This window comes from Nocardia takedensis NBRC 100417 (genome assembly GCF_000308695.1).
In the GTDB taxonomy this organism is placed as follows: Bacteria; Actinomycetota; Actinomycetes; order Mycobacteriales; family Mycobacteriaceae; genus Nocardia; species Nocardia takedensis.
The window spans coordinates 1-26,143 of record NZ_BAGG01000013.1 but is presented as its reverse complement, the minus strand read 5'-3'; the positions used below and the strand labels follow the sequence as shown (position 1 = coordinate 26,143).

The 26,143-nt window shown below is 69.4% G+C and carries 22 protein-coding genes and 1 pseudogene; 12 read left to right on the top strand and 11 right to left on the bottom strand.

The window, feature by feature from the left end; all coding sequences use genetic code 11:
* The 4 genes from ON30_RS03590 to ON30_RS03575 form a co-directional block, all read left to right on the top strand.
* A partial coding sequence (locus ON30_RS03590) for a fatty acid desaturase (RefSeq protein WP_040704179.1) occupies positions 1-1,242 on the top strand: 1,242 nt, incomplete at its 5' end.
* A 68-nt stretch (positions 1,243-1,310) separates the two neighbouring features.
* Positions 1,311-2,516, top strand: a complete 1,206-nt coding sequence (locus ON30_RS03585) for a type III polyketide synthase (protein ID WP_085999261.1) — start codon at positions 1,311-1,313, stop codon at positions 2,514-2,516.
* A gap of 37 nt (positions 2,517-2,553) precedes the next feature.
* The gene (locus ON30_RS03580) at positions 2,554-4,386 is read left to right on the top strand and encodes an ATP-binding cassette domain-containing protein (protein ID WP_040704168.1); all 1,833 of its coding nucleotides are present in this window, start codon (positions 2,554-2,556) and stop codon (positions 4,384-4,386) included.
* 98 nt (positions 4,387-4,484) lie between these two features.
* Entirely contained in the window at positions 4,485-5,636 is a 1,152-nt protein-coding gene (locus ON30_RS03575; RefSeq protein ID WP_040704167.1) for a YhgE/Pip domain-containing protein, read from the top strand.
* Positions 5,637-6,168: 532 nt separating this feature from the next.
* On the opposite strand, the gene ON30_RS03570 is transcribed toward ON30_RS03575, so the two are convergent.
* From ON30_RS03570 to pdxH, 4 genes are all read right to left on the bottom strand, one after another.
* Entirely contained in the window at positions 6,169-6,528 is a 360-nt protein-coding gene (locus ON30_RS03570) for an FKBP-type peptidyl-prolyl cis-trans isomerase (RefSeq protein ID WP_040704166.1), read from the bottom strand.
* A 50-nt stretch (positions 6,529-6,578) separates the two neighbouring features.
* On the bottom strand, positions 6,579-7,883 hold the full coding sequence (locus ON30_RS03565) for a citrate synthase (protein WP_040704165.1): 1,305 nt from the start codon (positions 7,881-7,883) through the stop codon (positions 6,579-6,581).
* Between the two features lie 205 nt (positions 7,884-8,088).
* A complete protein-coding gene (locus ON30_RS03560; protein ID WP_040704164.1) occupies positions 8,089-9,390 on the bottom strand; it encodes an MFS transporter in 1,302 nt (433 codons plus the stop codon).
* Positions 9,391-9,459: 69 nt separating this feature from the next.
* Entirely contained in the window at positions 9,460-10,218 is a 759-nt protein-coding gene (gene pdxH / locus ON30_RS03555; RefSeq protein ID WP_083911111.1) for a pyridoxamine 5'-phosphate oxidase, read from the bottom strand.
* A 112-nt stretch (positions 10,219-10,330) separates the two neighbouring features.
* On the opposite strand from pdxH, the gene ON30_RS03550 reads away from it, so the two are divergent.
* The gene (locus tag ON30_RS03550; RefSeq protein ID WP_040704162.1) at positions 10,331-11,479 is read left to right on the top strand and encodes a citrate synthase 2; all 1,149 of its coding nucleotides are present in this window, start codon (positions 10,331-10,333) and stop codon (positions 11,477-11,479) included.
* Positions 11,480-11,543: 64 nt separating this feature from the next.
* Here the strand turns inward: ON30_RS03550 and ON30_RS03545 are convergent, their stop codons facing one another.
* The gene (locus tag ON30_RS03545; RefSeq protein WP_051028895.1) at positions 11,544-12,173 is read right to left on the bottom strand and encodes a hypothetical protein; all 630 of its coding nucleotides are present in this window, start codon (positions 12,171-12,173) and stop codon (positions 11,544-11,546) included.
* 448 nt (positions 12,174-12,621) lie between these two features.
* Here ON30_RS03545 and serC point away from each other — a divergent pair, with 448 nt between their 5' ends.
* From serC to ON30_RS03530, 3 genes are all read left to right on the top strand, one after another.
* Positions 12,622-13,746: a phosphoserine transaminase gene (serC, locus tag ON30_RS03540; protein ID WP_040704173.1), complete on the top strand. Its 1,125-nt coding sequence runs from the start codon at positions 12,622-12,624 to the stop codon at positions 13,744-13,746.
* A gap of 320 nt (positions 13,747-14,066) precedes the next feature.
* Complete coding sequence (gene sepH, locus ON30_RS03535; RefSeq protein ID WP_040704172.1) at positions 14,067-15,197, top strand: septation protein SepH; 1,131 nt, start codon at positions 14,067-14,069, stop codon at positions 15,195-15,197.
* 410 nt (positions 15,198-15,607) lie between these two features.
* Positions 15,608-16,360: a DUF6928 family protein gene (locus ON30_RS03530; protein WP_040704160.1), complete on the top strand. Its 753-nt coding sequence runs from the start codon at positions 15,608-15,610 to the stop codon at positions 16,358-16,360.
* A gap of 5 nt (positions 16,361-16,365) precedes the next feature.
* Here the strand turns inward: ON30_RS03530 and ON30_RS03525 are convergent, their stop codons facing one another.
* The gene (locus ON30_RS03525) at positions 16,366-16,686 is read right to left on the bottom strand and encodes a DUF2537 domain-containing protein (protein WP_051028894.1); all 321 of its coding nucleotides are present in this window, start codon (positions 16,684-16,686) and stop codon (positions 16,366-16,368) included.
* Between the two features lie 13 nt (positions 16,687-16,699).
* Positions 16,700-17,503: a TrmH family RNA methyltransferase gene (locus tag ON30_RS03520; RefSeq protein WP_040704159.1), complete on the bottom strand. Its 804-nt coding sequence runs from the start codon at positions 17,501-17,503 to the stop codon at positions 16,700-16,702.
* 100 nt (positions 17,504-17,603) lie between these two features.
* Here ON30_RS03520 and ON30_RS03515 point away from each other — a divergent pair, with 100 nt between their 5' ends.
* Entirely contained in the window at positions 17,604-18,806 is a 1,203-nt protein-coding gene (locus ON30_RS03515; protein ID WP_040704158.1) for a GNAT family N-acetyltransferase, read from the top strand.
* Between the two features lie 48 nt (positions 18,807-18,854).
* On the top strand, positions 18,855-19,265 hold the full coding sequence (locus tag ON30_RS03510; RefSeq protein ID WP_040704157.1) for a YccF domain-containing protein: 411 nt from the start codon (positions 18,855-18,857) through the stop codon (positions 19,263-19,265).
* A gap of 4 nt (positions 19,266-19,269) precedes the next feature.
* Here ON30_RS03510 and ON30_RS03505 read toward each other — a convergent pair whose 3' ends face one another.
* Entirely contained in the window at positions 19,270-19,707 is a 438-nt protein-coding gene (locus tag ON30_RS03505) for a MarR family winged helix-turn-helix transcriptional regulator (protein WP_040704156.1), read from the bottom strand.
* A 62-nt stretch (positions 19,708-19,769) separates the two neighbouring features.
* On the opposite strand from ON30_RS03505, the gene ON30_RS03500 reads away from it, so the two are divergent.
* A complete protein-coding gene (locus tag ON30_RS03500; RefSeq protein ID WP_040704154.1) occupies positions 19,770-20,009 on the top strand; it encodes a DUF2530 domain-containing protein in 240 nt (79 codons plus the stop codon).
* Between the two features lie 7 nt (positions 20,010-20,016).
* On the opposite strand, the gene ON30_RS03495 is transcribed toward ON30_RS03500, so the two are convergent.
* On the bottom strand, positions 20,017-22,050 hold the full coding sequence (locus tag ON30_RS03495) for a neutral/alkaline non-lysosomal ceramidase N-terminal domain-containing protein (RefSeq protein ID WP_040704170.1): 2,034 nt from the start codon (positions 22,048-22,050) through the stop codon (positions 20,017-20,019).
* A 111-nt stretch (positions 22,051-22,161) separates the two neighbouring features.
* Here ON30_RS03495 and ON30_RS03490 point away from each other — a divergent pair, with 111 nt between their 5' ends.
* Positions 22,162-22,797, top strand: a complete 636-nt coding sequence (locus ON30_RS03490) for a TetR/AcrR family transcriptional regulator (protein WP_040704152.1) — start codon at positions 22,162-22,164, stop codon at positions 22,795-22,797.
* Here the strand turns inward: ON30_RS03490 and ON30_RS03485 are convergent.
* Together ON30_RS03485 and ON30_RS40310 are read right to left on the bottom strand one after the other, a co-directional pair.
* Complete coding sequence (locus ON30_RS03485; RefSeq protein WP_245553922.1) at positions 22,794-25,571, bottom strand: sacsin N-terminal ATP-binding-like domain-containing protein; 2,778 nt, start codon at positions 25,569-25,571, stop codon at positions 22,794-22,796. The genes ON30_RS03490 and ON30_RS03485 overlap by 4 nt on opposite strands.
* A 29-nt stretch (positions 25,572-25,600) precedes the next feature.
* Positions 25,601-26,143, bottom strand: a pseudogene (locus ON30_RS40310) (hypothetical protein); the annotation flags it as partial.

Sequence of the window (26,143 nt, the reverse complement as noted above, 5' to 3'; positions counted from 1 at the left end):
GAGCGCATGTTGCAGCGCTACGCGCTCGACCGCGACGCCCTGCCCGAGGACATCCACCCGAAGAACAACGCGCCGGACTTCCTGTTCAACGAGGGTTTCGACAGTTGGCGCGACACCCCGAAGTACCGCTTCGACAACAAGGACGACCTGCTGCACAAGGTCAAGGCCAGGCTCAAGGAGCCGGAACTGGCCGCGCGGATCAAGCGCATGGACACGCTGTTCAACATCGTGGTCGCGGTGCTGGTGGTGGCCTACTTCGCGGTGCAGGCGCTGCGGCTGTCGGTACCCGCGTGGATGCCGTTGCCCGTCTTCGTGATCGCGATGGTGCTGCTGCGCAGTTCGCTGGCGGGCTTCGGGCACTACGCGATCCACCGCGCCCAGAAGGGCATGAACAAGATCTACACCAACGCCTTCGACTTCAACTACGTGGCGTTGGCGTTCGTGACCGCGGACGGGCACGCGCTGCTGCACCACCCGCACACCCAGAGCGAAGTCGACATCAAGAAGAACGTCTTCACGATGATGATGCGGGTGCCGCGGCTCTACCGGATCCCGATCCACACCCTGCACAAGTTCGGGCACACGCTGACCGGCATGACGATCCGCCTGCTCGACGTGTGCCGCCTGACCCGCAAGGTCGGCGTCAAGGAGATGTACGGGTCGTGGGGCGGGGCGCTGCCGCACTTCATCGGCTCCTTCGGGGTCCGGTTCCTGCTGGTCGCCGAGTTGATCGTGTTCGTGGCCGCGGGTGACTTCCTGGCCTGGGCGCTGCAATTCGTGATCAGCCTGTGGATCAGCACCTTCCTGGTGGTGGCCAGCCACGACTTCGAACTCGACACCGAGGAGACCCACTCCGACACCGAGGACTGGGGCATCAACCAGCTCGAACAGGCCTACGACCTGAAAGTGGTCGGCAACCGCTACGTCGACTGCTTCCTGTCGGCGGGGCTCAGCTCGCACCGGGTCCACCACGTGCTGCCCTATCAGCGCAGCGGTTTCGCCAACATCGCCACCGAGGACGTGTTGCGCGAGGAGGCCGCGAAGTTCGGGGTCGAATGGCTGCCCGCCAAGAGCTTCTTCACCGACCGTTTCCCGAAACAGATCCAGACATATCTGCTCTCACGCTCCGACGAGGCAAAAGAACGCAACTGGGGGTTCGTTCGCGAACACTGCTCACCGTCGGCACTGAAGACCTGCGTCGTCTACACGGCCCAGGGCTTCACCGGAATCGGCACCGTCTGAGCCGATTCCAGCTCCGCGCCCACCGAGGCGGGGTATCACCACACATATATTCCGAAAGGTAGAAGGTCGTGTCTGTGACGATCGAGGAGAGCGGCGTGCGCCGCTCGGGGAAGTCCCGCCACCAGGCGGATGGGGAACAAGGGCACGACCTCGCCGAGCGGATGCTCCCGCCGGCGCCGCCCACCACGGTCGGGGTGATCGAGTCCATCGCCACCGGTTCACCGGCGCGGGTCTTCGACCAGCTCGCCGCCGCCGAGCAGGTCGCCGACCTGTTCGCCGATCCGGCCCAGCGCGCCCGGATCTCGCGCATCTACAAGAAGACCCGCATCGAGACCCGCCGCCTCGCGGTCGACCCGCTCGATCCGGAATTCCTCGCCTACAGCCGTCGTCCCGGAACCATCCGGGAACGGATGAACCTGTTCTTCGAGCACGCCGCGCCCTTGGCGGTCGATGTCGCGGGCCGGGCGCTGGCAGGCGTGGACGACCCCGCCGACATCGGACTGCTGGTCTTCGTCACCAGCACCGGGTTCATCGCCCCGGGCGTCGATGTCGCCGTGGTCAAGCAACTGGGCCTGTCCCCCGCGGTCGGCCGCGTGGTCGTCAACTTCATGGGCTGCGCCGCGGCGATGAACGGGATGCGCACCGCCGTCGACTACGTCCGGGCGCACCCGGACAAGAAGGCCATGCTGATCTGCATCGAACTGAGTTCGGTCAACGCGGTCTTCGACGACGACGTCAACGACGTCATCACCCACAGCCTGTTCGGCGACGGCTGCGGCGCGGTCGTGATCGGCGCGAGCCAGGTCCATCAGCCGCTGGCCGCGGGCCGGGTGGTCATCCGCGACAGCTTCAGCCATCTGCTCGACGGCGCCGAGGACGGCATCGTGCTCGGCGTGAACGACAGCGGCATCACCTGCGAACTGTCCGAGAACCTGCCCACCTACATCTACGACGGCGTAGACCCGGTCATCACCGAACGGTTGCGCGCCAACGGATTACGCAAGTCCGACGTGGACCTGTGGGCGATCCACCCGGGCGGCCCCCGCATCATCGAGGAATCCGCGCGTTCGCTCGGCATCCCCGACGACCGGGCCGCGCTGAGCTGGGACGTGCTCGCCGAACACGGCAACATGCTCAGCGTCTCGCTGATCTTCGTGCTGGAACGCATGATCCAGCAGGCCGACACCACGGCCCCGATCTCCACCGGCGTCGCGTTCTCCTTCGCGCCGGGGGTCACCCTCGAAGGAATGATCTTCGACATCATCCGCCGGTGATCCGCACCGCCCGGCAGTTCCAGAAAGCACAGTAACCATGCAACTCATCAGATTCCTCATCTCGATTTCCTGGGTGCGGATCGCGGGCGTCATCGCCACCGGTTTGGTGGCGGGCGCCGCCAACACCTACCTGGTCACACTCATCAACTCGGTGGTGTCACCGGAGCCGCGGCCCGAGGACCTGCTGGTCCGTTTCGCGCTCACCGGAGTCGTCGTTCTGGTGAGCGGCCTGATCTCCCAGATCCTGCTCATCCGGTTGGCCCAGGACGCGATCCTGCGCCTGCGCCAGGATCTGAGCGCGGGCGTGGTGTCCGCGCCGCTGGAACACCTCGAACGGCTCGGCACCCACCGGCTGATCGCGACGCTCACCGAGGACGTCCGGTCGCTGTCGCAGGCGGTCACGGCCATCCCGGCGATCGTCATCGACGTGACCACCATCATCGGCTGCTTCGTGTTCCTGGCGGTCCTGTCCGGACCGATCTTCGCGATCACCGTGGCGGGCACGCTGGTCGGCATCGCCTGCGTCGAACTGTTCCTCAAGAGGGTCAGGGCCATCTACCACCGGGCCCGCGAGAACGAGGACCTGCTGCTCAACTCCTTCCAGGCCGTCACACTCGGCATCAAGGAACTCAAACTGCATCGCGGCAGGCGACGGGACTTCATGGACCGGCACCTGCTCGGCTCGGCGCGCACCCTGCGCGACCAGAACGTCGACGCGGGTTCTCGATTCTCGGTGGCCCAGGGCCTGGGCCAACTGCTCCAGCTCGGCACGATGGCGCTGATCCTGTTCGTCGTCGCGGTCGCCATCGACCTGCCGCGCGACGTCATGGTCGGCTACGTGCTGGTCACCACGTTCCTGGCGATGCCGATGCAGAACTTCATGCACCGGTTGCCCGACCTGGTCCGCGGCGATGTCGCGCTGGCCAAGATCCGCGCCATGAACCTGTCCATGGAAACCATGCACAACGAGGAACAACTGCCCTACACCGAACGGGACCTGGTCACCTCGGCGCGGTTGGAGCTCGGCGGCGTCGGCTACAGCTACGCGGCCGAACCGCCCGTGCCCGGGTCCGACGGTCCGGGTGCGCCGCCGCCCGGTGGACCCGGACGGCCCGGTCCGGGCGGTCCCGGTGGTCCGGGTGGTCGACACCCGCACCCGCATCCGGGGGCTCACGCCGGTCCGCCGCCGGATGTCAACGGACGCAACCGCATCGACCATCGCGGTCACGACGACCGCCCGGTCCCGCTCGGTGCGCCGGCAACAGCCGAAGACGGCTCGGGATTCCGCCTCGGCCCGCTCGACCTGGTCTTCGAGCCCGGACAGATCACCTTCGTCGTCGGCGGCAACGGCAGCGGCAAATCGACGCTCGCCAAACTGATCACCGGCCTCTACGTGCCCAGGACCGGGACGATATCGCTGAACGGGGAACCGATCGATCACCGGAACATCGAATGGTTCCGGCAGAACACCTCGGCCGTGTTCACCGACTTCCACCTGTTCGAGGACTACCTCGGCTTCGACCGCCCCGGCATCGACGACGAGGTCCGCCACTACCTCGAACAGTTGCAGATCGCCCACAAAGTGACCGTGCGCGACGGAAAACTGTCCACCATCGCCCTGTCCCAAGGCCAGCGCAAACGCCTCGCGTTGCTGACCGCGCTGCTCGAGGACCGGCCGATCTATCTGTTCGACGAATGGGCCGCCGATCAGGAACCCCGATTCCGCGACGTCTTCTACGGCGAAATCCTCACCGACCTGAAACGCCGCGACAAAACCGTCATCGTGATCACCCACGACGACCGGTATTTCGACCGCGCCGACCAACTCGTCAAATTGGATTTCGGCCGGGTCGCCGCACCCGTCGCCTGATCGCCTTCGCAAGGGCCGCACGAAATCCCGTGCGGCCCTTACCGAACTCTCAGAGAAACGCCAACGAAAACGTCATCGCCGCGCTCTAGGGTGCGTGCGTGATCGCGAAATACGCCCTGTGCACCGCCGCCGCCCTCGTCGCAGGCGCGGCACTCACCGCCTGCTCCTCGGGCGCGTCGCCCACCGGAATCGCGCTGGTCAACGCCGATACCGGGCCGACAGGGGCGCGGATCGCCGACTCGCTGCGCCAAGACGGCGGCGGCCACGAATGGACCGTGCTCGGCCCCGACGAGGTCGACCCCGCCGACTACGCGGTCGTCATCACCCTGCCCGCCGACCTCACCACCTTGATGACCACCCTGGCGGGACCCACCCCGCAGCGCGCGAAAGTCACCGTCACCGCACACGAGAACGCCGACGAGACCCTGGTGAACGACGCCGCGGACCAGGTCACCCACCGCATCGGCGCGGCGGGCGTGGACGCCGCCCTCGCCGCCACCGCCCATGCCCGCACCCAACTGTCCAGCGTGCAGTTCACCGCCCAACTGCTCGGTGCCGGCGTCGACGCGGCCGCCGCCGGAGCCGACCAGTTCAGCGGCGGCGCACAACAACTCCTGGACTTCCTCGCCTTCGCCAAGGAAGGCTCCGCCCAACTGACCTCCGCCATCGCCGTCCTCAACGAAACCGTCGACGGCGCCGCCGCCCAAGCGAATCAACTCGCCGACGCCCTCGACACCACCGGCCTCACCATCGCCCAAGTGCAGCGCACCGCGAGCACCGTCGGCGCCGGCCTCGACCAAGTCCTCCCCCTGCTGCGCGCACTCCCCTTCGCCGACAACCCCGCCCTCGCCGACATCATCACCAAACTCGAAGGCTTGCGCACCGTCTCCGCGCAAGCGGGCACCCAACTCGACGGCCTCGACCAACTCGTCGGCGCGGCCGTCGACCCCGACACCGACCTCGGCACCCTCCTGCGCACCGTCGTCACCCGCCTACAAGGCGCGAGCGCCCAACTGGAAGAAGGCGCGAAACTCGCCGAAGGACTCCCCGCCCTCGCCGACACCGGCGGCACCCAACTCGTCGATGCCATCACCCAACTCACCGGCGGCGTAACCCAACTGCAGACCATAGTGAAAAACCTCAACACCCAAACCGGCAAAGCCCTCGAGTCCCTCCCACTCCGCTCCAGCACCCAAAGCTCGAGCATCGCTATGGCTCTCACGGACCCGGTGGAAATCGTGCGGAACTGAGGGGGCTGGGAGTTGCCGGCTTACGGGTCTCAGGGCGGTGTACCCGGTGTTTGATTGGCCGCGCCTTCGGCGCGGCGTGTTCGCGGCCCCTTGTGTCTCGTCGGCCGGCGGGCGAGACTCGCGCCTGCGGCGCATGCGCTTCGCCCACCGGCCGACGAGACGGCCGCGAACGTCGCTCGTCAGGCTCGCTCCCGAGTGGGGGCGTGAGGCGGTGATGTTGCTCGGGGGTGTACCGAGTGGTCACGTCTGTTGTCAGGCGCTTCGCTTGCGGGCGACGAGACGGCCCCGAACGTCGGTCATCGGGTTCGCTCCCCGAGTGGGGACGCAAGGCGGTGATGTTGCTTTACGGGCTTACCGTGACTGGGCGCGGGGGTGGTCACCTCGCCCCGAGGGGGGCGTGGGGTGGGGATGTCACTCGTGGGGTTTGCTGGTGCGCGGAGTGGTGCGGTCCTCCACAGAGTGGTGACGCCACCTTCGGGTAGACGCGAAAAGGGCGACCCGGTGTCCCGGATCGCCCTTCGCGCAGAAGAATTCAGGCCGCGTTGATCAGATCGATCACGAAGACCAGGGTCTTGCCGGAGAGCGGGTGTCCGCCGCCCGCGGCGCCGTAGGCGAGTTCCGGGGGGATGGTGAGTTGGCGGCGGCCGCCGACTTTCATGCCCGGGATGCCGTCCTGCCAGCCTTGGATGAGGCCGCGCAGGGGGAAGCTGATGGATTCGCCGCGGCTCCAGGAGGAGTCGAATTCCTCGCCGGTCTCGAATTCGACGCCGACGTAGTGCACCTCGACGGTGCCGCCGGGGACGGCTTCCTTGCCTTCGCCTTCGATGATGTCCTTGACGACGAGATCGGTGGGCGCGGGTCCGGCCTGGAATTCGATTTCCGGCTTGGTCATTCGGCTATCTCCTTCTTTCGGTGACGTTGTGGTGCGGACGGTGGTCCGCGTCAGCGGTTGTCGATGTTGTGGTAGTCGCGGGCGCCGTAGCCGGTGTAGATCTGGCGGGGGCGACCGATCTTGAGCGGTTCGCTGTGCATTTCGCGCCAGTGCGCGATCCAGCCGGGGAGCCGGCCCATCGCGAACAGGACGGTGAACATGCGGGTGGGGAAGCCCATGGCCTTGTAGATGACGCCGGTGTAGAAGTCGACGTTCGGGTAGAGCCTGCGCGAGACGAAGTAGTCGTCGGTGAGCGCGGCTTCTTCCAGGGCTTGGGCGATGTCGAACAGTTCGTCGTCGCCGCCGAGTTTGTTGAGGATGGCGTCGGCGTGCTTCTTGGCGATGGCGGCGCGCGGGTCGTAGTTGCGGTAGACGCGGTGCCCGAAGCCCATGAGCTTCACGCCGTCTTCCTTGTTCTTGACCTTGCGGATGAATTCCTTGACGTCGCTGCCGGAGGCTTTGATGTCGTCGAGCATCTCCAGCACGGCTTGGTTGGCGCCGCCGTGCAGGGGGCCCCACAGCGCGTTGATGCCGCCGGACACCGAGGTGAACAGGTTGGCGTCGGAGGACCCGACCAGGCGCACGGTGGAGGTGGAGCAGTTCTGCTCGTGGTCGGCGTGCAGGATCAGCAGCATGTCCAGCGCGGCGGCGACCTCGGGGTCGACCTCATAGGGCTCGGCGGGGAAGCCGAAGGTCATGCGCAGGAAGTTCTCGACCAGGGTGAGCGAGTTGTCCGGGTAGAGGAACGGCTGTCCGACCGATTTCTTGTACGAGTACGCCGCGATGGTGGGCAGTTTCGCGAGCAGTCGGATGGTGGACAGTTCGACCTGTTCGGGGTCGCGCGGGTCCAGCGAATCCTGGTAGTAGGCGGAGAGCGCGTTGACCGCGGAGGACAGCACCGGCATGGGGTGCGCGTTGCGCGGGAACCCGTCGAAGAACCGTTTGAGGTCTTCGTGGAGCAGGGTGTGCCTGCGGATGCGGTCGGTGAAGTCGTCGAGCTGGGCCTGGGTGGGCAGTTCGCCGTAGATGAGCAGGTAGCTGACCTCGATGAAGGTCGAGGAGCCCGCGAGCTGGTCGATCGGGTAGCCCCGGTACCGCAGGATGCCCTCTTCGCCGTCGATGTAGGTGATCGCGGATTTGGTGGGCGCGGTGTTCATGAAACCGGGGTCGTAGGTGACGTACCCGGTGCTGGCCAGCATTTTGCCGAGGTCGATTCCCGAGTTGCCTTCGGAGGCCTCGGTGATCGTCATGGCGTATTCGCCACCGGGGAAGCTCAGTACCGGCTTGGCGTCGTTGACTTGGTCGTTCTCGGGCACGGAAGGATCCCTCTCAGGCTAGGACCGTCGGCATCGAAGTGCGGTCGGCACGGCGGTGCGATTACCTAGACGCTAGTCGCTGTCCACGCGGCCCGAGCACGAGGGTGCCCCGGGTGTGACCTCACAAACGTACTTTCGTCACGTGAGTACGGCGGGGTTTGTCGAAGTGTTGCCGGCGCGGTGTCGCGGTGTGGTCGCGGCGGTTTCAGTCGGCCGACTCGTCGGTGACGGGGTGCGCGCGAGGCGTTGACCGGGCCACCGAGTAGCGAACGAAGGCGGGGAAGGCCAGCGCGGCGAGAACGACGCCGAGGACGACGAGAACGCCGCCGCCCGCGCTCGCCACGGCGGTACCCACGGCGACCGCCGCGAAACCGTGGGCAACATCACCGAGGCGCGGACCGCCCGCGACGACGACGATGAACACCCCTTGCAGTCTGCCGAGCATCTCGTCGGTCGCCACGGTCTGCAACATCGCCACGCGCAACGCGCCGGAGAACATGTCGACCGCGCCGCCGAAGGCCGAGCACGCCAGGGCCAACGCGAGGCCGACGCCGAGTCCGAGGCCGTGTCCGGCCAAGCCGACAGCGACGCCGAAGCCGACCATCGCCACGCCCCACAGCGCGATGCACACGATCACGGCGAAACCTTGGCGGCGGACCTGGGAGATCCAGCCGGAGAAGATGCCGCCCAGGACCGCGCCCGCGGAGATCGAGGCGAACAGCAGGCCGAGGATGACGCCGCCGCCCGCGGGGTCGCCGAAGGTCTCGTGCGCGATCTGCGGGTACAGCGCGCGCGGCATGCCGAAGACCATCGCGATCACGTCGACCAGGAACGAGCACAGCAGGATCGGTTGACCGGCCAGGTAGGCGAAGCCGTCCCATACGGCGCGCACCCCGGCGGTGCGTTCGACGCCGACGGGCGGGATGGGCGGCAGCTTCCACACCGCCCAGACGGTGGCCAGCAGCGCGAGCGCGTCGATCAAGTACAGGGTGGGCAGTCCGATGACCGGGATCAGCACGCCCGCGAGGACCGGCCCGGCGATGGCACCCGCCTGCTGCACGGTCATGTTGAGGGCGTTGGCCGCGGGCAGGTGTTCGGGCGGCAGCAGTCGCGGGACGGCGGCGCCGCGCGTGGGTTGGTTCACGGCGAAGAACGCCTGCTGCACGGCGAACAGCGTGAGCACCACCCAGACGTTGCCGAGTCCGCTCGCGGCTTGGGCCCAGAACGCCAGCGCGGTGAGCCCGGTGCCGCAGGTGGTGATCATCAGCAACCGCCGCCGGTCCATGACGTCGGCGAGCGCGCCGCCCCACAGGCCGAACGCGATCAGCGGGACGAGGCCGAACACACCGGCCAACCCGACGTAGCCGGAACTGCCGGTCAGTTGGAACAGCTGTTGCGGGACGGCGACGACGGACAGTTGCGCGCCGACGACGGTGACGATGTTGCTGGTCCACAACCGCCGGTAGGCCGGGTAGCGCAGGGGGGCGGTGTCGGCGAGCAGTTCCACCGGCGGGAGCGTAGTGATCCGACGACGGCGGCGACAGCGTTCATCTCGTCGCGAGCCGGACCGGTCGACTCAGGGTTGCAATCGGTCGACCGACTGTCCTTCGGCGGTGACGCGGACCCTGATCCGGTTGTGCAGCCTGCCGCGGCGGCCCTGCCAGAACTCGACCTCGTCGGGACGCAGCAGGTAGCCGCCCCAGTGCGGCGGCACCGGGATGTCCTCGACGTCGGCGAAGCGTTCGGTGGTCGCGACCAGCAGTTCGTCCATGTCGGCGCGGGAACCGATCGGTGCGGACTGGTGTGAGGCCCACGCGCCGAGTTGGGATTCGCGGGGCCGCGAACGCCAGTAGACGGCCGTGGTCTCGCCGTTCACCCGCTCGACCGGACCGCGGACGTGCACCTGGCGGCCGAGCGCCGCCCACAGGAAGGTGGCCGCCGCGAACGGGACCGCCGCCAGTTGCGTCCCCTTGGCCGAGTCGTAGTTCGTGTAAAAAGTCACACCTTCCGGCGAGAGCCCTTTACACAGCACCGTCCGCGCGACCGGGCGCGGCGTGTCGCCCGCCGTGGACACGGTGGCCAGCACCATGGCGTTGGGTTCGGCGACGCCGACCGCCGTGGCCTGCTCGATCCAGTGCCGCAGCAACGGTTCCCAGCCCGCTGCCAGCCACGTTTCGTCCAGGTCGGTGTCCTCGCCGCTGCCGCGGTGCAGGACGCCGTAGTCGACGCGCATGCCGGCGAGGTCGGTCGCGACGGGGAAATCGGCAGCATTCCCACCGCCCGGGGTGCCGGGAGGTGAATAGCTGTCGTGCGAGGAATTGTCCAGGTCACGCATGGCCCAGACGTTACTCCGCAGTAGCAGGGGGCTAAGGTTCTGGTGATCGGCATGTGCTCGGCGGCACCCGCGGCGAAGCGCATGCGCCCCGAAGTGCAAGGAGAGTCACACCATGACTACCAGCCCCGCGGTTTCCGACGGTCGTGCCGTCGTACCCAGCGATTTCGTCAGCGGCCTCGAGGGCGTGGTGGCTTTCACCACCGACATCGCGGAACCCGACAAGGACGGCGGCGCGCTGCGCTACCGCGGCGTCGACATCGAGGATCTGGTCACCGGCCAGGTGACTTTCGGCGACGTGTGGGCGCTGCTGGTCGACGGTGAATTCGGCCGCGGTCTGCCGCCCGCCGAGCCGTTCCCGTTACCCGTGCACACCGGCGACGTCCGCGTCGACGTGCAGGCCGGCCTGGCGATGCTCGCGCCGATCTGGGGTTATCAGCCGCTGCTCGACATCGACGACGAGACCGCCCGGGAGAATCTGGCCCGCGCTTCGGTCATGGCGCTGTCGTATGTGGCGCAGTCCGCGCGCGGCATCTACCAGCCCGCGGTGCCGCAGAAGAAGATCGACGAGTGCTCGACGGTCACCGAGCGATTCATGACCAGATGGAAGGGCGATCCGGACCCGCGCCACACCGAGGCCATCGACGCCTACTGGGTCTCCGCGGCCGAGCACGGCATGAACGCCTCCACTTTCACCGCGCGCGTCATCGCCTCGACGGGCGCCGATGTCGCGGCGTCGCTGTCCGGCGCGATCGGCGCGATGTCGGGTCCGCTGCACGGCGGCGCGCCCGCGCGCGTGCTGCCGATGATCGAGGAGGTCGAGCGCACCGGTGACGCCCGCGCGCTGGTCAAGGGCCTGCTCGACCGCAAGGAGAAGTTGATGGGCTTCGGCCACCGGGTGTACCGGGCCGAGGACCCGCGCGCCCGCGTGCTGCGCGCCACGGCCAAGCGCCTGGACGCTCCGCGCTACGAGGTCGCCGCGGCGCTCGAGCAGGCCGCGCTCACCGAGTTGCGCGAACGTCGCCCGGATCGCGCCATCGAGACCAACGTCGAGTTCTGGGCGGCGGTGATCCTCGATTTCGCCGAGGTGCCCGCGCACATGATGCCCGCGATGTTCACCTGCGGCCGGACCGCCGGCTGGTGCGCGCACATCCTCGAGCAGAAGCGGCTCGGCAAACTGGTGCGTCCCGCCGCGATCTACACCGGTCCGGGGCCGCGTCGGCCCGAGGAGGTCCAAGGCTGGGCGAGCGTCGCGCACTCCTGAGGCGAATTCTCGGCGGCGAGCCGGGCGGGCGACGGAACTCCGTCGGCGCCCGGCTCGTCCCGTCTCAGTCCTCGCCGAGGGTGGCCGCCCAGTCGACGGCGACCGATTCCCCGCGATCGATGGCGAAGAAGGCCGTCTCGACCCGTGCCCCCAGGTCGATGCGTCCGATCGCGACCAGCGGCACCGCCTGCACGACCCGCACCCGCCACGCTGTCGGCTCGTCCCAGGCCCGCAATTCCAGGTCCAGGCGCAGCACCGGGTCGGCGCGCGCCGAGTAACCGGCGGCGACCGGGGTCGCGGCCAGCACCGTGGCCTCGGCGCGGCGACCGTCGGCGAGGATGCGGGCGGTCTCGGCCTCCGGGCGCGCGACGGCGGCGCTGTCGGGCAGATAGAGCACGACTCGGGCGCGGTCGCCGGGATCGACCCGGCAGGCGACGGTGTCCCCCGCGCCCATCCATTCCAGATCGGCTGCGCACACCTGCTGTTCGAACCTGGTCTCGTAGGGGCGCTCGCCGTCGAGGTGCACCCGCACGGTGAAGTGGGAGCCGCGGTGTCCGGGACGCACGGCCAGGACGGTCGCCGTCGCCTCCGCGCCGCGCAGGAGTAGCTCGCGCCGCGCGGCGGCGGTCAGCGTCGCGGCCCGTGTGCCGAATCCGCGCGTCCGCGCCCGCCATCCCGTCGCCGCGGTACTCAACTCCGCCCCTCCACCGCCACCGTGAGCTGGTCCATGGCGCAACGGTAGACCCCGTCTGGGTCGGTCGACCCGGGATTGCGGAGGACGCCGCGTCGTCCGTACCCGCCGGTCCGCCGCGGGGACGGCGCGCGAGGGCCGGGATCGGGTCGCTGACGCGCCGGCATTACGACAGCCGCCGGGCGCGCCGACGCGTTTTCCGATGTGAGAACAAACACACCACCCCGGGCGCGTCGCGTCCGGCGCGTCGATCCGTCGAGCCTTCGCGAACACCGGGGCGTACCGTGGGCAAACCGCCGCCGCGCCGCAAACCGACGCGCCGAAGCCGCTGTCCGGCCGAAAACCGGACGGCACCGCGCGACGCGACCGACCGATCGGTTCGAGCTACCCTCCAGCAAATCGCCCGCACCCGCTCATGGCCACAGCGCGGACACGCCTTACCCTTGTGGCCATGACCTCTGCGTTCCCGACGATCCCCGACGATCTCAAGCCCGCCGACGGCAGGTTCGGATGCGGCCCCTCCAAGGTGCGTCCCGAACAGTTGCAGTCCCTGGTCGACGTCGGCGCATCGGTGTTCGGCACCTCCCACCGGCAGAAGCCGGTCAAGGACGTGGTCGCGCGGGTGCGCGGCGGCCTGCGGCAGCTGTTCGGCCTGCCCGACGGATACGAGGTCGTGCTCGGCAACGGCGGCACCACCGCGTTCTGGGACGCCGCGGCGTTCGGCCTGATCCGGGAGCGTTCGCTGCACCTGACCAACGGCGAGTTCTCCAGCAAATTCGCCGCGGTGGCCAAGGGCAATCCGTTCATCGGCGACCCGATCGTCGTCTCCGCGGACCCGGGCAGCGCCCCCGAACCGGTCGCCGACCCCGCCGCCGACCTGATCGGCTGGGCCCACAACGAGACCTCGACCGGCGTCTCCATCCCCGTGACCCGCCCCGCGGGCTCGGAGAACGCGCTGATCGCCATCGACGCCACCTCCGGCGCGGGCGGCCTGCCGGTGAACATCACCGACGCCGACGTCTACTACTTCGCGCCGCAGAAGTGCTTCGCCGCCGACGGCGGACTGTGGGTCGCGCTGATGAGCCCGGCCGCGCTGGCCCGCGTCGAGGAGATCAAGTCCTCGGGCCGCTGGACCCCGGAGTTCCTGTCGCTGCCGATCGCCATCGACAACAGCACCAAGGACCAGACCTACAACACCCCGGCGCTGGCCACCCTGCTGCTGTTCGCCGACCAGATCGACTGGCTCAACGGCAACGGCGGCCTGGACTGGGCGGTCAAGCGCACGCTGGACTCGTCCTCGCGGCTGTACGCCTGGGCCGAGTCGAGCGAGTACGCCACGCCCTACGTCACCGATCCGGCGCACCGCTCGCAGGTGGTCGGCACCATCGACTTCGCCGACACCGTCGACGCCGCCGCGGTGGCGAAGGCGCTGCGCGCCAACGGGATCGTCGACACCGAGCCCTACCGCAAGTTGGGGCGCAACCAGTTGCGCGTCGGCATGTTCCCGGCCATCGACCCGGAGGACGTCAGCCAGTTGACCCGCAGTATCGACTGGGTCGTGGAAAAGCTGGCCTGAGCCGAATTTCGGGTCGCAACCCATGGGCAACCACCGGACCGCTGGTCGGCGCCGCGGAATTCACTCGAATTCCCGGTGCGGGCCGCGGTCCGGTCGCAGGTTCGGAGAACCTCCGCGATGATGAACGACGCACCGCCGGACGCGAACTCGGGCGGGTCGCGCGCAGGCGCGGCAAACCGATACGAACAGAGCAGATTAGCGGGTGCGGTGGTCTGTCCGCCGATTTTCGGCCCGCGTGTCTTGCCTCGAGATCATGAACTGTGCACTACTGTTTCGACACAGTGGGCGGTGTCGCGAGCCGACGCGATAAGGAGGTAACGGTGCGTGAACTTCGAGTGATCGGGGTGACGCCCGACTCCACGCACATCGTGTGCATCGACACCGAGTCCGGCACCAAGTTCCGACTGCCCGCCGACGACAAACTGCGCGCCGCGGCCCGCGGAGACCTAGCACGATTCGGCCAGATCGAGATCGAAATGGAAGCAACCATGCGTCCTCGCGATATCCAGGCCCGTATCCGCGCCGGCGCCTCCGTGGAGCAGGTCACCGAAGAATCCGGTATGCCGTCCAGCCGTGTCGAACGTTTCGCGTATCCGGTCCTGTTGGAACGCGCGCGCGCCGCGGAATTGGCGCAGAAGGCGCATCCGGTGCGTGCCGACGGTCCGGCCGTGGAAACATTGATCGATATCGTCACCGCGGCGTTCACCGAGCGCGGGCACACACTGGAAAACGCGGAATGGGATGCCTGGAAGGACGAAAAAGGCTTCTGGGTCGCGCAGTTGCAGTGGCAGAACGGCCGTTCCGAAATCGCGGCGCACTGGCGTTATCAGCCGGACGCGCACGGCGGTTCGGTGTCCCCGCTCGATGATCCGGCCTCGGATCTGATCGATCCGGATTTCGGTCGCGCGCTGCGCGGTCTGGCCTCGATCCTGCCCCCGCAGGCCGAACTCGAGGCCGCCGCTCCGGTGGAGCAGGCCGTGGAGGCGCCGCGCCCGCCGCGGGAGACAACGCCCGTGCCGCAGGCCCGTCCGGCCGCACGCACTCCGCAGCAGCAGCCACGCGAGGAGTTCTACGGTCAGCGCGCGGTGGCGGCGGGCGGCGCGCCCGCGGCGATCCCGTCGACCGGTGGCGGCAACGCGCCGTCGGCCCCGGCCCCCGCGCCCGCCTCCGTCCCCGCACCGGTTCCCGCGCCTGCCACACCCAGCGCGCCCGCCGCGACGACACCGCCGCCGAGTGCGCCCGCCGCCCCCGCGGCGAGCACGGCTCCGACGCCGCCCACGGCGCCGAGCACCCCGGCCGCGGCCGCCTCGGCGACGCCGCAGCCCGAGGAACCCGTCAAGCCGGGTAACGCGAAAGCCGCGCCCGCCAAGACCGCACGGACCAAGCGGGGCAAGGCCCCGATGCCGTCCTGGGAGGACGTACTGCTCGGGGTGCGCAGCTCCGGGCACTGAGTCACCGTGAGAGCGCCGCGATCCCCTTCGGATCGCGGCGCTTTCGTCTGTCCGGCGTATCTACCGCGAACGGCCGGGGCACCGCGCCGGCTAGCGCCTTCTTCGTCCGGAGCGGCCGGGTGAAAATTCTCGGATCGCACCGAACAGGTGAGGCCGGAGAGTTTTCCCGAAGGTAACCGAGATTTGCCGATTGTCCGCCGAGTACTTACGGACCCGGCATCGATTTCCTTTCGACCTCGATACGAATAGGACAGTTCCGGCCTGTCGCAGGCCCGGGAGTGTAGATTTTTCCGGGTGTCGCCGGCGGAAAACGTCGGCATCGGGCTGTTCTCACGCGGGGGACGTTCGCCACCACCCGGAGTTCGCTCGAAGTTCGCGGAAATGTTGCGCGCAATCGGGAGGTGCCGAAAATGCTGTCCAAAGCCTCATCGCTCTGGTACGTCGACGCCGCCGATCCACTCGCGGTGCTGCGCGCCGAGCACGACCCGGACCCGGACGCGGCCTATGCCCTGGCCAGACAGCTCTACGCCGATCGCGACGTGGTTCCGATCATGGTCGGCACCCTCGGCGGGTGCGCGGGACCGGACGTCGACGAGGTCTACATCGGCTGCTATCCGGGCGTCACCATCGTGTGCTCGACGATCGCCGCGCAGATTCGCCCGACCGCGCTGCCGGAGATGCTGATCCGGCCGTTGGCCTCCGAGCACACCTACCTGCTCTCCTTCGACACCGCCTACGGTTGGGGCGCGTTCGCGCACTGGGAGCGCGGGGAATTCCGGCGCGGGTTCAGTTCCACCCGGGTCAACATCCTGGAGGACAAGGGTCTGCCCGCGGTGTGGGAGCGGCCGTACTGGGCCGGTGACCATCCGGTGCTGTGGCAGGCCGGACAATTCTCCGACCCGCTCACCCTGCCGTTCGACCCGCCCGACTTCGCGGACGCGGCCACCGACCAGTGGCTGGGCTTCCGGTACCGGAACCGGCCCGGCGAGGACGCGCTGGTCCCCGGCGACATCGCGGTCTGCGGGTTCACCCTGTTCCCCAAAGGCCGAGCGCCCGACCACGCCGAGTTGATGGCGCTGGACAGCGACGATCCCACCGACGCGCTGCGTCATCGCCGCGGCCTGTTCGGCTGGTGGCGGCGCAATCACGACCGGGTCGGCTGACCGGGTTACAGCACCGCCGCGAGCCCGGTGACCACCAGACCGATCCAGGCCAGCAGCACACCCGTCACCGCGCCGCCGACCACCCAGCGGGTCACCGGCTTCTTGCTGCCGCTGAACACGCTGGGCGTCAGGCAGATCGCGGCGATGCCGTTGATCAGGATCGCGAGCAGCGGATGTCCGCGCGCCATGGCGACCCCGAAGGCGTAGACCCCGACGCAGGTGAGCGCGGCCACCACGACCAGCACGGTCAGACCCGCCGCCCACGGGGTCGGCGCGCGGTGGTCGGGATATCCCCCGGACGGGCGGTAGGCCCGGTCGCCGGTCACGATCGCAGCTCTCTCACGATGTCCTCACCCGTTCGTAGAAGGCCATGGCCGCCGCCGTCGCCACGTTCAGCGAGTCGGTGCCCGCGGCCATCGGTATGCGTGCCCTGACGTCGGCGGCGGCCATGGTCTGTTCGGTCAGCCCCGGGCCTTCGGCCCCGAGCAGCAGCGCGACCCGGTCGCCGGTCAGCGCCGCCGCCAAGGTCGGGGCCGCGGGGTTCGGGGTCAGGGCGACGACTTGGAAACCACTGTCGCGCAGCATATCCAGCCCGCCGGGCCAGTGCGGCAGACGCGCGAAGGGCACCCGCAGCACGTGGCCCATCGAGACGCGCACCGCCCGCCGGTACAGCGGGTCGGCGCAGCGGTCCCCGAACAGGATCGCGTCGACGCCGAATCCGGCGGCGTTGCGGAACATCGACCCCAGGTTCTCGTGGTCGTTGACGCCTTCGAGCACCGCGACCGTCCGGGCGGTGGCGAGCAGGTCGGCGGCGTCGAGTTCGGCGGGCCGAGGGGCGACGGCGAGCACGCCGCGGTTGAGGTGGAACCCGACGATCTCGGCCATCACCTCGGCGGTGGCGCGGTAGTAGGGCACGTCGCGCCCGGCCAGGTCCGCGGCCAACTGCTCGTGGCGTTTCGCGACGCCGAGCAGCGCGGCGGGCCGGAACCGGGAATCGAGCATGCGCTGCACGACGACCACGCCCTCCGCGATGACCGACCCTTTGCGACCGGGCAGATCGGGCCTGCGGTCCGCGTCGGACAGGTCGCGGAAATCGTCCACCCGCGGATCGGCGGGGTCCTCGATATCGATCACGTCGGCCACCGCACCATCCTGCCCAGCGGCGGCGGAGGCGGCTGCGGCAGGTCCCGGCGCGCGGTAAAATCGGCTGCGTCGGCCCGGTGCGGCATGCGAAGGTCGAGCCATGACCCTGCCACCCGGAATCACCCTCCGCACGGCCGCCGACCAGGACGCGGCGGGGATCGGGCTGCTGCTGGCCACCTCGTTCGCGTTCGGGTACGAACCGCCGGACCCGGCCGCGCCCGCGCCGGTCTTCCCGAAGGGCGGCGCGCTGGTCGCCCTGGACGGCGACCGCGTCGTCGGCCACACCAACTCGATGACGATGGAACTCACCGTCCCGGGCGGGCGCACCGCGACGGTCTGCGGCATCTCCGGGGTCGGCGTCGCCCCCACGCACCGCAGGCGCGGCATCCTGCGCGCGATGTACGCCGAACAGCATCGGCGCATCGAGGACCAGGGTTTGCCGCTGACGATCTTCACCGCCAGTCGGGCCACCATCTACGGCCGTTTCGGCTACGGGCCGACGATCCGCCACAATGCCGTCACCGTCGATCGGCGCTTCGCCGAATTCCTGCCGCAGGCACCCGATCCCGGCGGTGTCGTGGTGGTCGCGCCCGCCGAGCACCGCGCGGAGATCGCCGAGGTCTACGAGCGCTGGCGGCTGCTGACGCCCGGCGCGCAGGCCCGCCCCGAGACGGGGTGGGCGCAACTGTTCCGCGACGAGGAACGCTGGCGCGGCGGGGGCAGCGCGCAGATGGCGCTGCTGCACACCGACGGCTACGCGCTCTACCGATTCCACTCCCAGGACCGGCACAACGACCTGCGGGTCACCGAATTCCGCGCGGTCACCGCCGAGGCGCACGCGGCGCTGTGGCGCACGCTGCTCGGCTTCGACATCGTCACCGAGATCAGGACCGAACTGTCCGATCACGACGCGTTGCCGCACCTGCTGACCGACTCCCGTCTGGTGCGCACCCGCGACCGGGGCGACAGTCTGTGGCTGCGGATCATGGACGTCCCCGCCGCGTTGACCGCGCGGACCTACAGCCGCGACCTGGACTTGGTGCTTGAGGTGACCGACCCGTTCCGCGAGGCGGGCGGCGTGTTCGCGCTGCGGGTCCGCGACGGCGTGGCCGAGTGCGCGCCGAGTACCCGCGCCGCCGAGGTCACCCTCGGCATCGATGTGCTGGGCAGCCTGTACCTGGGCGCCTACCCGGCCGAACCGTTCGCCGCCGCGGGCCGTCTGCGCGCCGATCCGGCGGCGACGCGGGCGCTGACCGAGGCGTTCGCCCATCCGCGCGAGGCCGAACTGGGCTGGTTCTTCTGAGTCCGCCGCGCCCGCCGTACCGACCGAAATGTCCGTAGTCTGGAGAGCATGAAGCCGATCCAGTTGGTTCTCAATATCCTGTGGCTGATCTTCGCCGGGTTCTGGATGGCGGTGGGCTACGTGGTCGCCGGAATCATCTGCTTCCTGCTGTTCTTCCTGGTCGTGCCCATCCCGTTCGGCATCGCCTCGTTCCGCATCGCGGGCTACGTGCTGTGGCCGTTCGGACGCACCGCGGTCGACAAGCCGGGCGCGGGCACCGGCTCGATGCTCGGCAACATCGTGTGGTTCATCGTCGCGGGCTGGTGGCTGGCCATCGGTCACCTGCTGACGAGCATCCCGCTGTTCATCTCGATCATCGGCATCCCGTTCGGCTGGGCCAACCTGAAGTTCATCCCGCTGTCGCTGTTCCCGCTGGGCAAGGACATCGTCGACAGCGACCGCGCCTTCGGGGAACGCTGAGCGGCTACTCCGACTCGGCGACGATCTGTTTCATGATCGCCACCGCGCGGGTCAGCACGACCAGTTGATCCTCGCTCAGCGACGAGAGCTGTTCGGTCATCCACGCCTCGCGCGCGCTCGCCTCGTCGGCGATCAGCGCGCGGCCCGCCGGGGACAGCGAGACGATGATCTGCCTGCCGTCGGTCGGATGCGGATTGCGTTCCACCAGCGCCATATCCGTGAGCGAGGCGATGACGCGGGTCATCGACGGCGGCTGCACGCGCTCCTTGGCGGCCAGCGCGCCCGGAGTCATCGCGCCTTCGCGGTTCAAGGTGGCCAGGGCGGAGAGCTGGGTCAGCGAGATCTGCGCGTCCGCGCGGCGTCCGCGCAGGTGGCGGGTCAGTCGAACCACCGCCAAGGAGAGTTCACCGGCCAGCGCTCGAACATCCGATGGCGTCGTCACAGTGCGCAACGATACGGGACGGGTTCGGAGGCGACGCGCGTTCCCGCGGCTAGGCTGGCGGGGTGAACCGCGCCGTCCCGCAGATCCCGCCGAGTCTGACCGACCCGCGCCCCGTGCTCGCCCTCGGCAGCGCCCTGTGGGCGATCGCCACCGTCGTGGTGTGGCTGAGTGGGGAGCGCTGGGAGTCGGCCCGGCCGATCTGCCTGATGGGGCTGGCGGTCGGCGTGCTGGGCACGGTGATCTTCCTGATCCAGCGGCGCGGTGCGCGACGCGGGGACAAGGGCGCCCAGACGGGTCTGTGAAATCGGCTCAGCCGACGTCGAATTCGTCGCTGATTCCCGTAAAGGGGCGTAACGCTCCGTCACCGCCGAGACTGCTCGCGGTATGGACGAAGCGGTAGCGTCCGGGCGCGATGTCGGCGGGGACATCCCAGGTGAACCGCGCGACCGATTGACCGGGAGCCGGTGCGCTCCAATGGAATCGCACCGCCCACTCCCCTTCGTTGGCCACCCGACGCCACTCGCCCGTCGCGGTGCGGACCTGCACTTCCAGGAAGGTGCCGTTGCGGCGCGGGTCGTGTTTCGGGTGGGCCGAGACGAATTCGACGCTCGCCGTGGCCCCGCGGGCCTGGAACGGGGCGGGCTGGGTCAGCACGTCACCGAAGGCGCGACCGGCCGGGGCGGCATCCGGGCCGGGGGCGGCCACGAAATTCGGTTGCAGGTCCGAGATGTCGCGCGGGGCAGGTCCGCGCGCGATCGGCTGCCCGGCCGCGAACGCGGTCGCGAGGCGGGTGAACTCCTGGACGTAGGCGGGCAGGGTGTAGCGGCCGAACAGGGTGGAACCGCCCTCGTACTGCTGGGCGTCGTATTCCTCCGGGGTGGTGACGTACTGGTGGTAGGCGTTGGCGTAGCCCTGCATCAACACCTGTTCGAGGTCGACGCCCAGCGCCGCCGCGACCGCGCGCCGCACCCGCAGGCCGGACACGATGGTGAATTCCGCGCCCGCGCCCGCCAGATACAGCTCGCCGATGCGCATGATCTGGATCGGGACCACGTTCGGCACCCACGGGTGCGGCGGCATCAGCCCCAGCGGCGCCACGATGGCCTTGGGGGCCTGGGCGTCCGCGAGCCAGGCGGGCACCGGCGCGTTCGCGCCGCCGAGGGCGTCGACGAACGGGTTGCGCACGCCTTCGGGGATCGGCAGGCCCGGCAGGCCGGGACCGTCCTCGATACTGCCCGCGATCAGCGACACGCCCGCGGCGCCCGGTGCGGTGCGCCGGGGTTGGCCGTCGGGGGTGAATCGGCCGTCGACCGCGGTGTCGGCCAGGTCGATGTAGCACAGCAGCGCGCCGACCGGACCGCTGATCGATTCCGCCCGCGCCAAAGCGGTTTTCGAGGCCGCGTACTGGCGTTCGCCGATGATCCGCGTGTTCTCGAACTCGTCCTCGGTGGGTCCCGAGGTGGGCCGCAGGTTCAAGTTCGGCGACATGTCGCCCGCGTTGGTCTGGGCGAAGGCCGCCAGGAAGTCGGGCTGTCCGTCGAGGTAGCGCACGCCGTGGTCGCCGTGTTCGTGGACGAAGGCGGCGTAGCCCTTGTTGTCGCTGCTGATGAGCCGGTTGGTGTTGCTCATCGAGGTGTTGTGGGTGGCGTACCAGGTGATCGCGCCGACCGGCTTGCCGCCCTTGCTGATCGACAGCGCCGTGACGGCGGGGTCGATCGCGTCGGGGTAGTACGCGCGGTCGGCCTCGGGGTTGCGCTCGAAGGAGACCCGCGACCGGTTGACGCTGGCGTCGTGCAATTCCGCGCGCCCGAGCGCCAGACCCGCCGGACCCAGATCGTCGTGCGCGGCGGCGATCGCCTCGACGATGCCGCGCACTTCCGCGTCGTAGACCTGCTGTTGGAAGCCGAAGATCGAGAGGTTGTAGGCGTAGTCGTGGCTCGAGCCGCCGCAGGTGGCGTGCGAATGCGTCGAGGTGAGCATGACGTTGCGCTCGGTGTAGAGATCGCCGTAGCGGCGGGCCAGTTCGGTGAGTACGCCGCGGTGCACCGACTGGAAGATCATGCCGTTCTCGGCGACGACGTAGACCACGCGAGCGCCGCCCGCCGCGATGACGTAGGCGCGGGCGCGCGGGCGCAGGTGGATGCCCGCGGTGGTCTGGGAGAACTGGGAGTAGCCCATCATCCCGCAGTCCGCCGCAGGCCCGGTGAGATCCGAGATGCCGAGCCCGATCTCGTAACCGCCCGCCGCGGCGGGGGCGGCCGAGGCCGTGCCCGCGGGTAGGGCGGCCAGGGCTACCGAGCCCGCCGCCGTGGCGGCCAGAACGGTTCTGCGTGACACCGACATACGCGTCTCCTTCGTCTGGAAGGCAGCGAACCACATAACTGGACAATCGTCCAGCCCAGATTTTTCGACCAGCGAATTGACTGTGCGCGCGCCGAGGGCTTAACTCGCTCTGTGTCCTCCCGATTGAGCGTCGAAGAACGACGGGCCCACCTTATCGAGGCGGCCATAGGTCTCGCCGAGAAAAAGGGCGTAGCCGGTGTGACCACGCGCGATGTCGCTCAGGCGGCCGGGGTCTCGCTCGGAGTGGTGCATTACTGTTTCGAGAACAAGGACGCGCTCATGACCGAGTTGGTCAAAGCGCTCTCGATGGAATTGCGCGATTCCGTCGATGCCGACGAAACGGTCTGGCAGGACGCCGGAACTGGAAAAGAAGCGCTTCAAAAACTGGTCCGCGCCGGCCTCGAACTCATGTGGCTCAATATCGAAGCCACCCCCGAACGGCAACTGCTCACCTACGAGACCACCACCTACGCGCTGCGCGAAGGCGAACAGACCCCCGCCAAACTCGCCATCGCCCGCGAGCAGTACACCTTCAACGACTCCACCGTCGCCGACATCCTCGACCACGCGCGCGACGCCACCAAGACCAGCTGGACCGTCCCCGTCGCCACGCTGAGCCGCTTCACCCTCACCGTCATCGACGGCATCGTGCTGCGCTGGCTCGTCGACGACGACAGCACCGCGGTCCGCGACCAACTCGACCTGCTCAGCCGGATGGTCGCCACCCACTCCACCGACGCCGACTAAGCGTCCTGCGCCGGGGGCGGCGCCGCGACGTGGGTCACCGCGCCGTCACGCCACCACGGCACCGTCACCGTTCCGGTCACCGCACCCGACAGGCGAACCCGCACCTGCTCGTGCACCACCAGCTCACCCTCGGTCGACGGCAAGGCGAACACCAGCGGCAGCACCGTGCCCAGCGGTTCGGCCGCCCACGTGGTGCGCCGCCCCTCGCCCAGCACCTCCGCCGTCACCGCCTGCGAGACCGGCGGCAGATCCAGCAACCGGGCCAACGCCCGCGCGTTGTCCACATCGCCGAACACCAGACGCCGCGGGGAGACCACGAACCCGAACCACGGCTGATCCAGCACCAGCGCCGCCGCGGCGTCCACCGGAGCACCCGACACCGCCCGGACCCGGTGCGGCAACTCCAGATCCACCGGATCGAGCCTGCCCTCGGCCACCGCGCGCGCCAACAGGGCGTGCGTACGGGCGACGACCTCCGCCGACGGGGTGTGCGCCTCGTCGGCCAACGCGTCCAACAGGGCCTCGGCCAGATCGACCGTCACCACCGCCGGATTCACGAACACCGAACGCAACCCGTCCAGTTCGGGACCGCCGAAACCCGAGAACCCGAATTCCGGCAGCAGACCCGCGAATTCGGCGTCGGCCGGATGCCGGTACAGACCCAACCGGGTGCCGCGCACCCGCGCGTGCCTGCGCAGCCACCACGCCGTGTACCCGTCCGGATCGGCCAGCACCCGGCGGGTCCGCGGCTCGGACACCAACTGCAACAACGCGTCCGGCCAGGCCACCTCGTCGACCAGATCCAGATCCCGCACCGCGACCAACCGCGGCGGATCCTGCACCAGCCCGTCCCACCAGGACTCCTCGTCGTCCAACTGGTGATCGGGACCCGTCGGATCGTCCTCGACGACCACCCCGAAATCCCAGCCCACCCCGAGCGCGCGCAACGCCTCAGCGCCATACTCGGCCACCAGATCGGGATCGACGGTGCCCAGCGGCGCATCCGACACCAGCAGCGGATACAGCGGGGCATCCGGCAACAGCAACTCGTCCGCGGGCCGGTACTCGCCCTCGGAATCGGGCAGTTCCACCATCCCCAACCACGGTGGCAGCGGGCGACCGGCCACCGCCGCCGCCAACCGCAACACCGCCTCGGTGATCTCCAGATCGTCCGCGCGCTCCTCGAGTTCCGCGCGCAACACCGGATCGGCCAGCAGATCCTCCGGCGTCGCCGTCCGCGCGCCCAACCGCGCCAACAGCGGATGCGCCGCCTCCGGATGCACCACCCGCGCCCACGGCACCGTCACCGTCGGGTCCAGACCGTCACCCAGCACGACGGTGCGCGGACCCGTCACCACCCGGTCATCGGTCAACGGCACCGCCAGCGCGCCCAACTCCTCGGCCGCCAACGGATCCGCCGCGAACGCCTCCAACGCCTCGTACAGCGCGTGCCACCAGCGCGGCGACCGCGGCGACCCCGCCGTCAGCTCCGCGATCCGCGCCAAACCTAAGCGGTGCACGTCCAGGACGGTCAGCGCCTCCGCCCATGCCGGACCGGACAGCTCCGGGATCACCAGCGGAGCCACCACGTCGTCCAGCAGTTCCGCCAGATCCGCTGTCAGTCCGGTGACGACACTGGCTCGCGTCGGCACCGCCACGGGGTCCGGCACCGGAACCCCGAAAGCGGTCGTGGGACGGGCGGATTCGTCGGTATCCGGGGTGGGGCGGACCGGGAGCCAAGGGTGGGTGCGGAGTTCGGTGAGGACCGCTTCGCGGAGTTGGGCATCGACCTCGCCGCGCGCGAACCCCGGAGCGGGAACCAGGATCAGACGGTCCGGACGCGGGAGCGCGCGGGCGAAATCGGCGTAGCCGCGCACCAGTTCGGACAGCACCGAACCGGGGAGCAGGCGGCGGCGGTCGGGCTGCATGGGAATGTCCGCGATCAACAGCGCGGGCAGCGACAATTCCTCGTCCGACCGCGTCGGCGCGCGCAGCACATCCGGTTCCGCGGCGACCGGATGACCCGCGCGCACCGGGACCAACCAACGGGTCCGCGCGGTCGAGTACTGCCACCACACGCGGGTCAGCGCGCCGGGACCGGTGATCCGCAACTCCGTCAAACCGCTGTCCAGAACGGTGGTGGCGGAGGTGATCTCGTCCTCGGCGATCCGGATCTCACGCAACGCGGGCAACTCGACCAGCAGGTCCGCCGCCTCCGCGCGCATCGACTTCACCAGCGCCTCGACGTCGACCTCCGCACGCAACCGCAGGATCACCTCGGTGTCCGCGCCCGCGGCCGGCTCGTCGGACACCGGCCAAGCCAGGCGCAGCACGGGCGGCGCGGAACCGTCGGCAGGGTCGCCGATCCCCCACTCGCGCAACGCCTCGCGCGTCCGCTCGCGGGAGAAACGCAGCGAACCGGTGGTCGAACGGATCTCGATGTCCTCGCTCACCGACAGCACCGCGGTGAACCCGACACCGAAGCGGCCCACCACCTCCTCGGACTTGTCCGAGGCCCGCAACGCCGTCAACGCGTGCACACCCGCCAACCCCAGCGGCACACCGGTGTTCGCGATCCGCAGCACGCGCCCCTCGACCCGCACCCACAGCCGCCCCGGAACCCCCGCCTCGGCGGCGGCGTCGGCCGCGTTCTGCGCCAACTCGGTCAGCAGCCGATCCCGATACCCCGCCACCACCAGATCGGCCTCGGTCGCGGAATCCTCCCGCAACCGCGTCGGCGAATCCCGCCACGCCGCCAACACCGCGGCACGCAAGGCCGCCGTATCGAACGGGTCGACGGGATTCAGTTCCGCGGCGATGACTCGAACTCCACGCCGGAATCAGCGCTCTCGGCGACACCCGTATGCGCCGCGCCAGCGTCAGCGGTTCCCCCGGAAGTCGGCTCCTCGGCCGTCGTTTCCGTGGCAACGACACCCTCAGGAGGAGCGGCTTCAGAGGCGACGGCGGCCGTGGCCGTGACAGCCCCCTCGGAAGCGAGGGTGGCCTCACGGGCAGACGTACCCTCGGGAGCGGGGGCAGCCTCGGAAGCGGGGGCAGCCTCAGGAGCGACAGCAGCCTCAGGAGCCGAAGCGACCTCGGGAGCTGAGGCGGTGTCCCCAGCGGCTCCGCCGAGTACCCGGCCCACCTCGACGACGGAATCGGCGACCGCGTGCTCGACACCTTCGACGGCGTCGGCCGTCGGCCCGACTTCGGGCACCTCGTCACCGGCCGCCACCTCGGGCACGTCGGCCGCGACCGGAGCGATACCGGTGGCGGCGAGATTGTGCACCAAGTCGTCCTCGGACCGCGCGACAGATTCCGCATCGGCGGTGGCGGTCTCGCCCCC

What these genes read in the sequence shown, in the direction of transcription:
- ON30_RS03495 (WP_040704170.1), bottom strand. Translation starts at nt 22,050, where the DNA reads ATGTCGGTGTCACGCAGAACCGTTCTGGCCGCCACGGCGGCGGGCTCG.
- ON30_RS03530 (WP_040704160.1), top strand. Translation starts at nt 15,608, where the DNA reads ATGCTGTCCAAAGCCTCATCGCTCTGGTACGTCGACGCCGCCGATCCA.
- pdxH (WP_083911111.1), bottom strand. Translation starts at nt 10,218, where the DNA reads ATGCGTGACCTGGACAATTCCTCGCACGACAGCTATTCACCTCCCGGC.
- ON30_RS03550 (WP_040704162.1), top strand. Translation starts at nt 10,331, where the DNA reads ATGACTACCAGCCCCGCGGTTTCCGACGGTCGTGCCGTCGTACCCAGC.
- ON30_RS03580 (WP_040704168.1), top strand. Translation starts at nt 2,554, where the DNA reads ATGCAACTCATCAGATTCCTCATCTCGATTTCCTGGGTGCGGATCGCG.
- ON30_RS03570 (WP_040704166.1), bottom strand. Translation starts at nt 6,528, where the DNA reads ATGACCAAGCCGGAAATCGAATTCCAGGCCGGACCCGCGCCCACCGAT.
- ON30_RS03515 (WP_040704158.1), top strand. Translation starts at nt 17,604, where the DNA reads ATGACCCTGCCACCCGGAATCACCCTCCGCACGGCCGCCGACCAGGAC.
- ON30_RS03510 (WP_040704157.1), top strand. Translation starts at nt 18,855, where the DNA reads ATGAAGCCGATCCAGTTGGTTCTCAATATCCTGTGGCTGATCTTCGCC.
- serC (WP_040704173.1), top strand. Translation starts at nt 12,622, where the DNA reads ATGACCTCTGCGTTCCCGACGATCCCCGACGATCTCAAGCCCGCCGAC.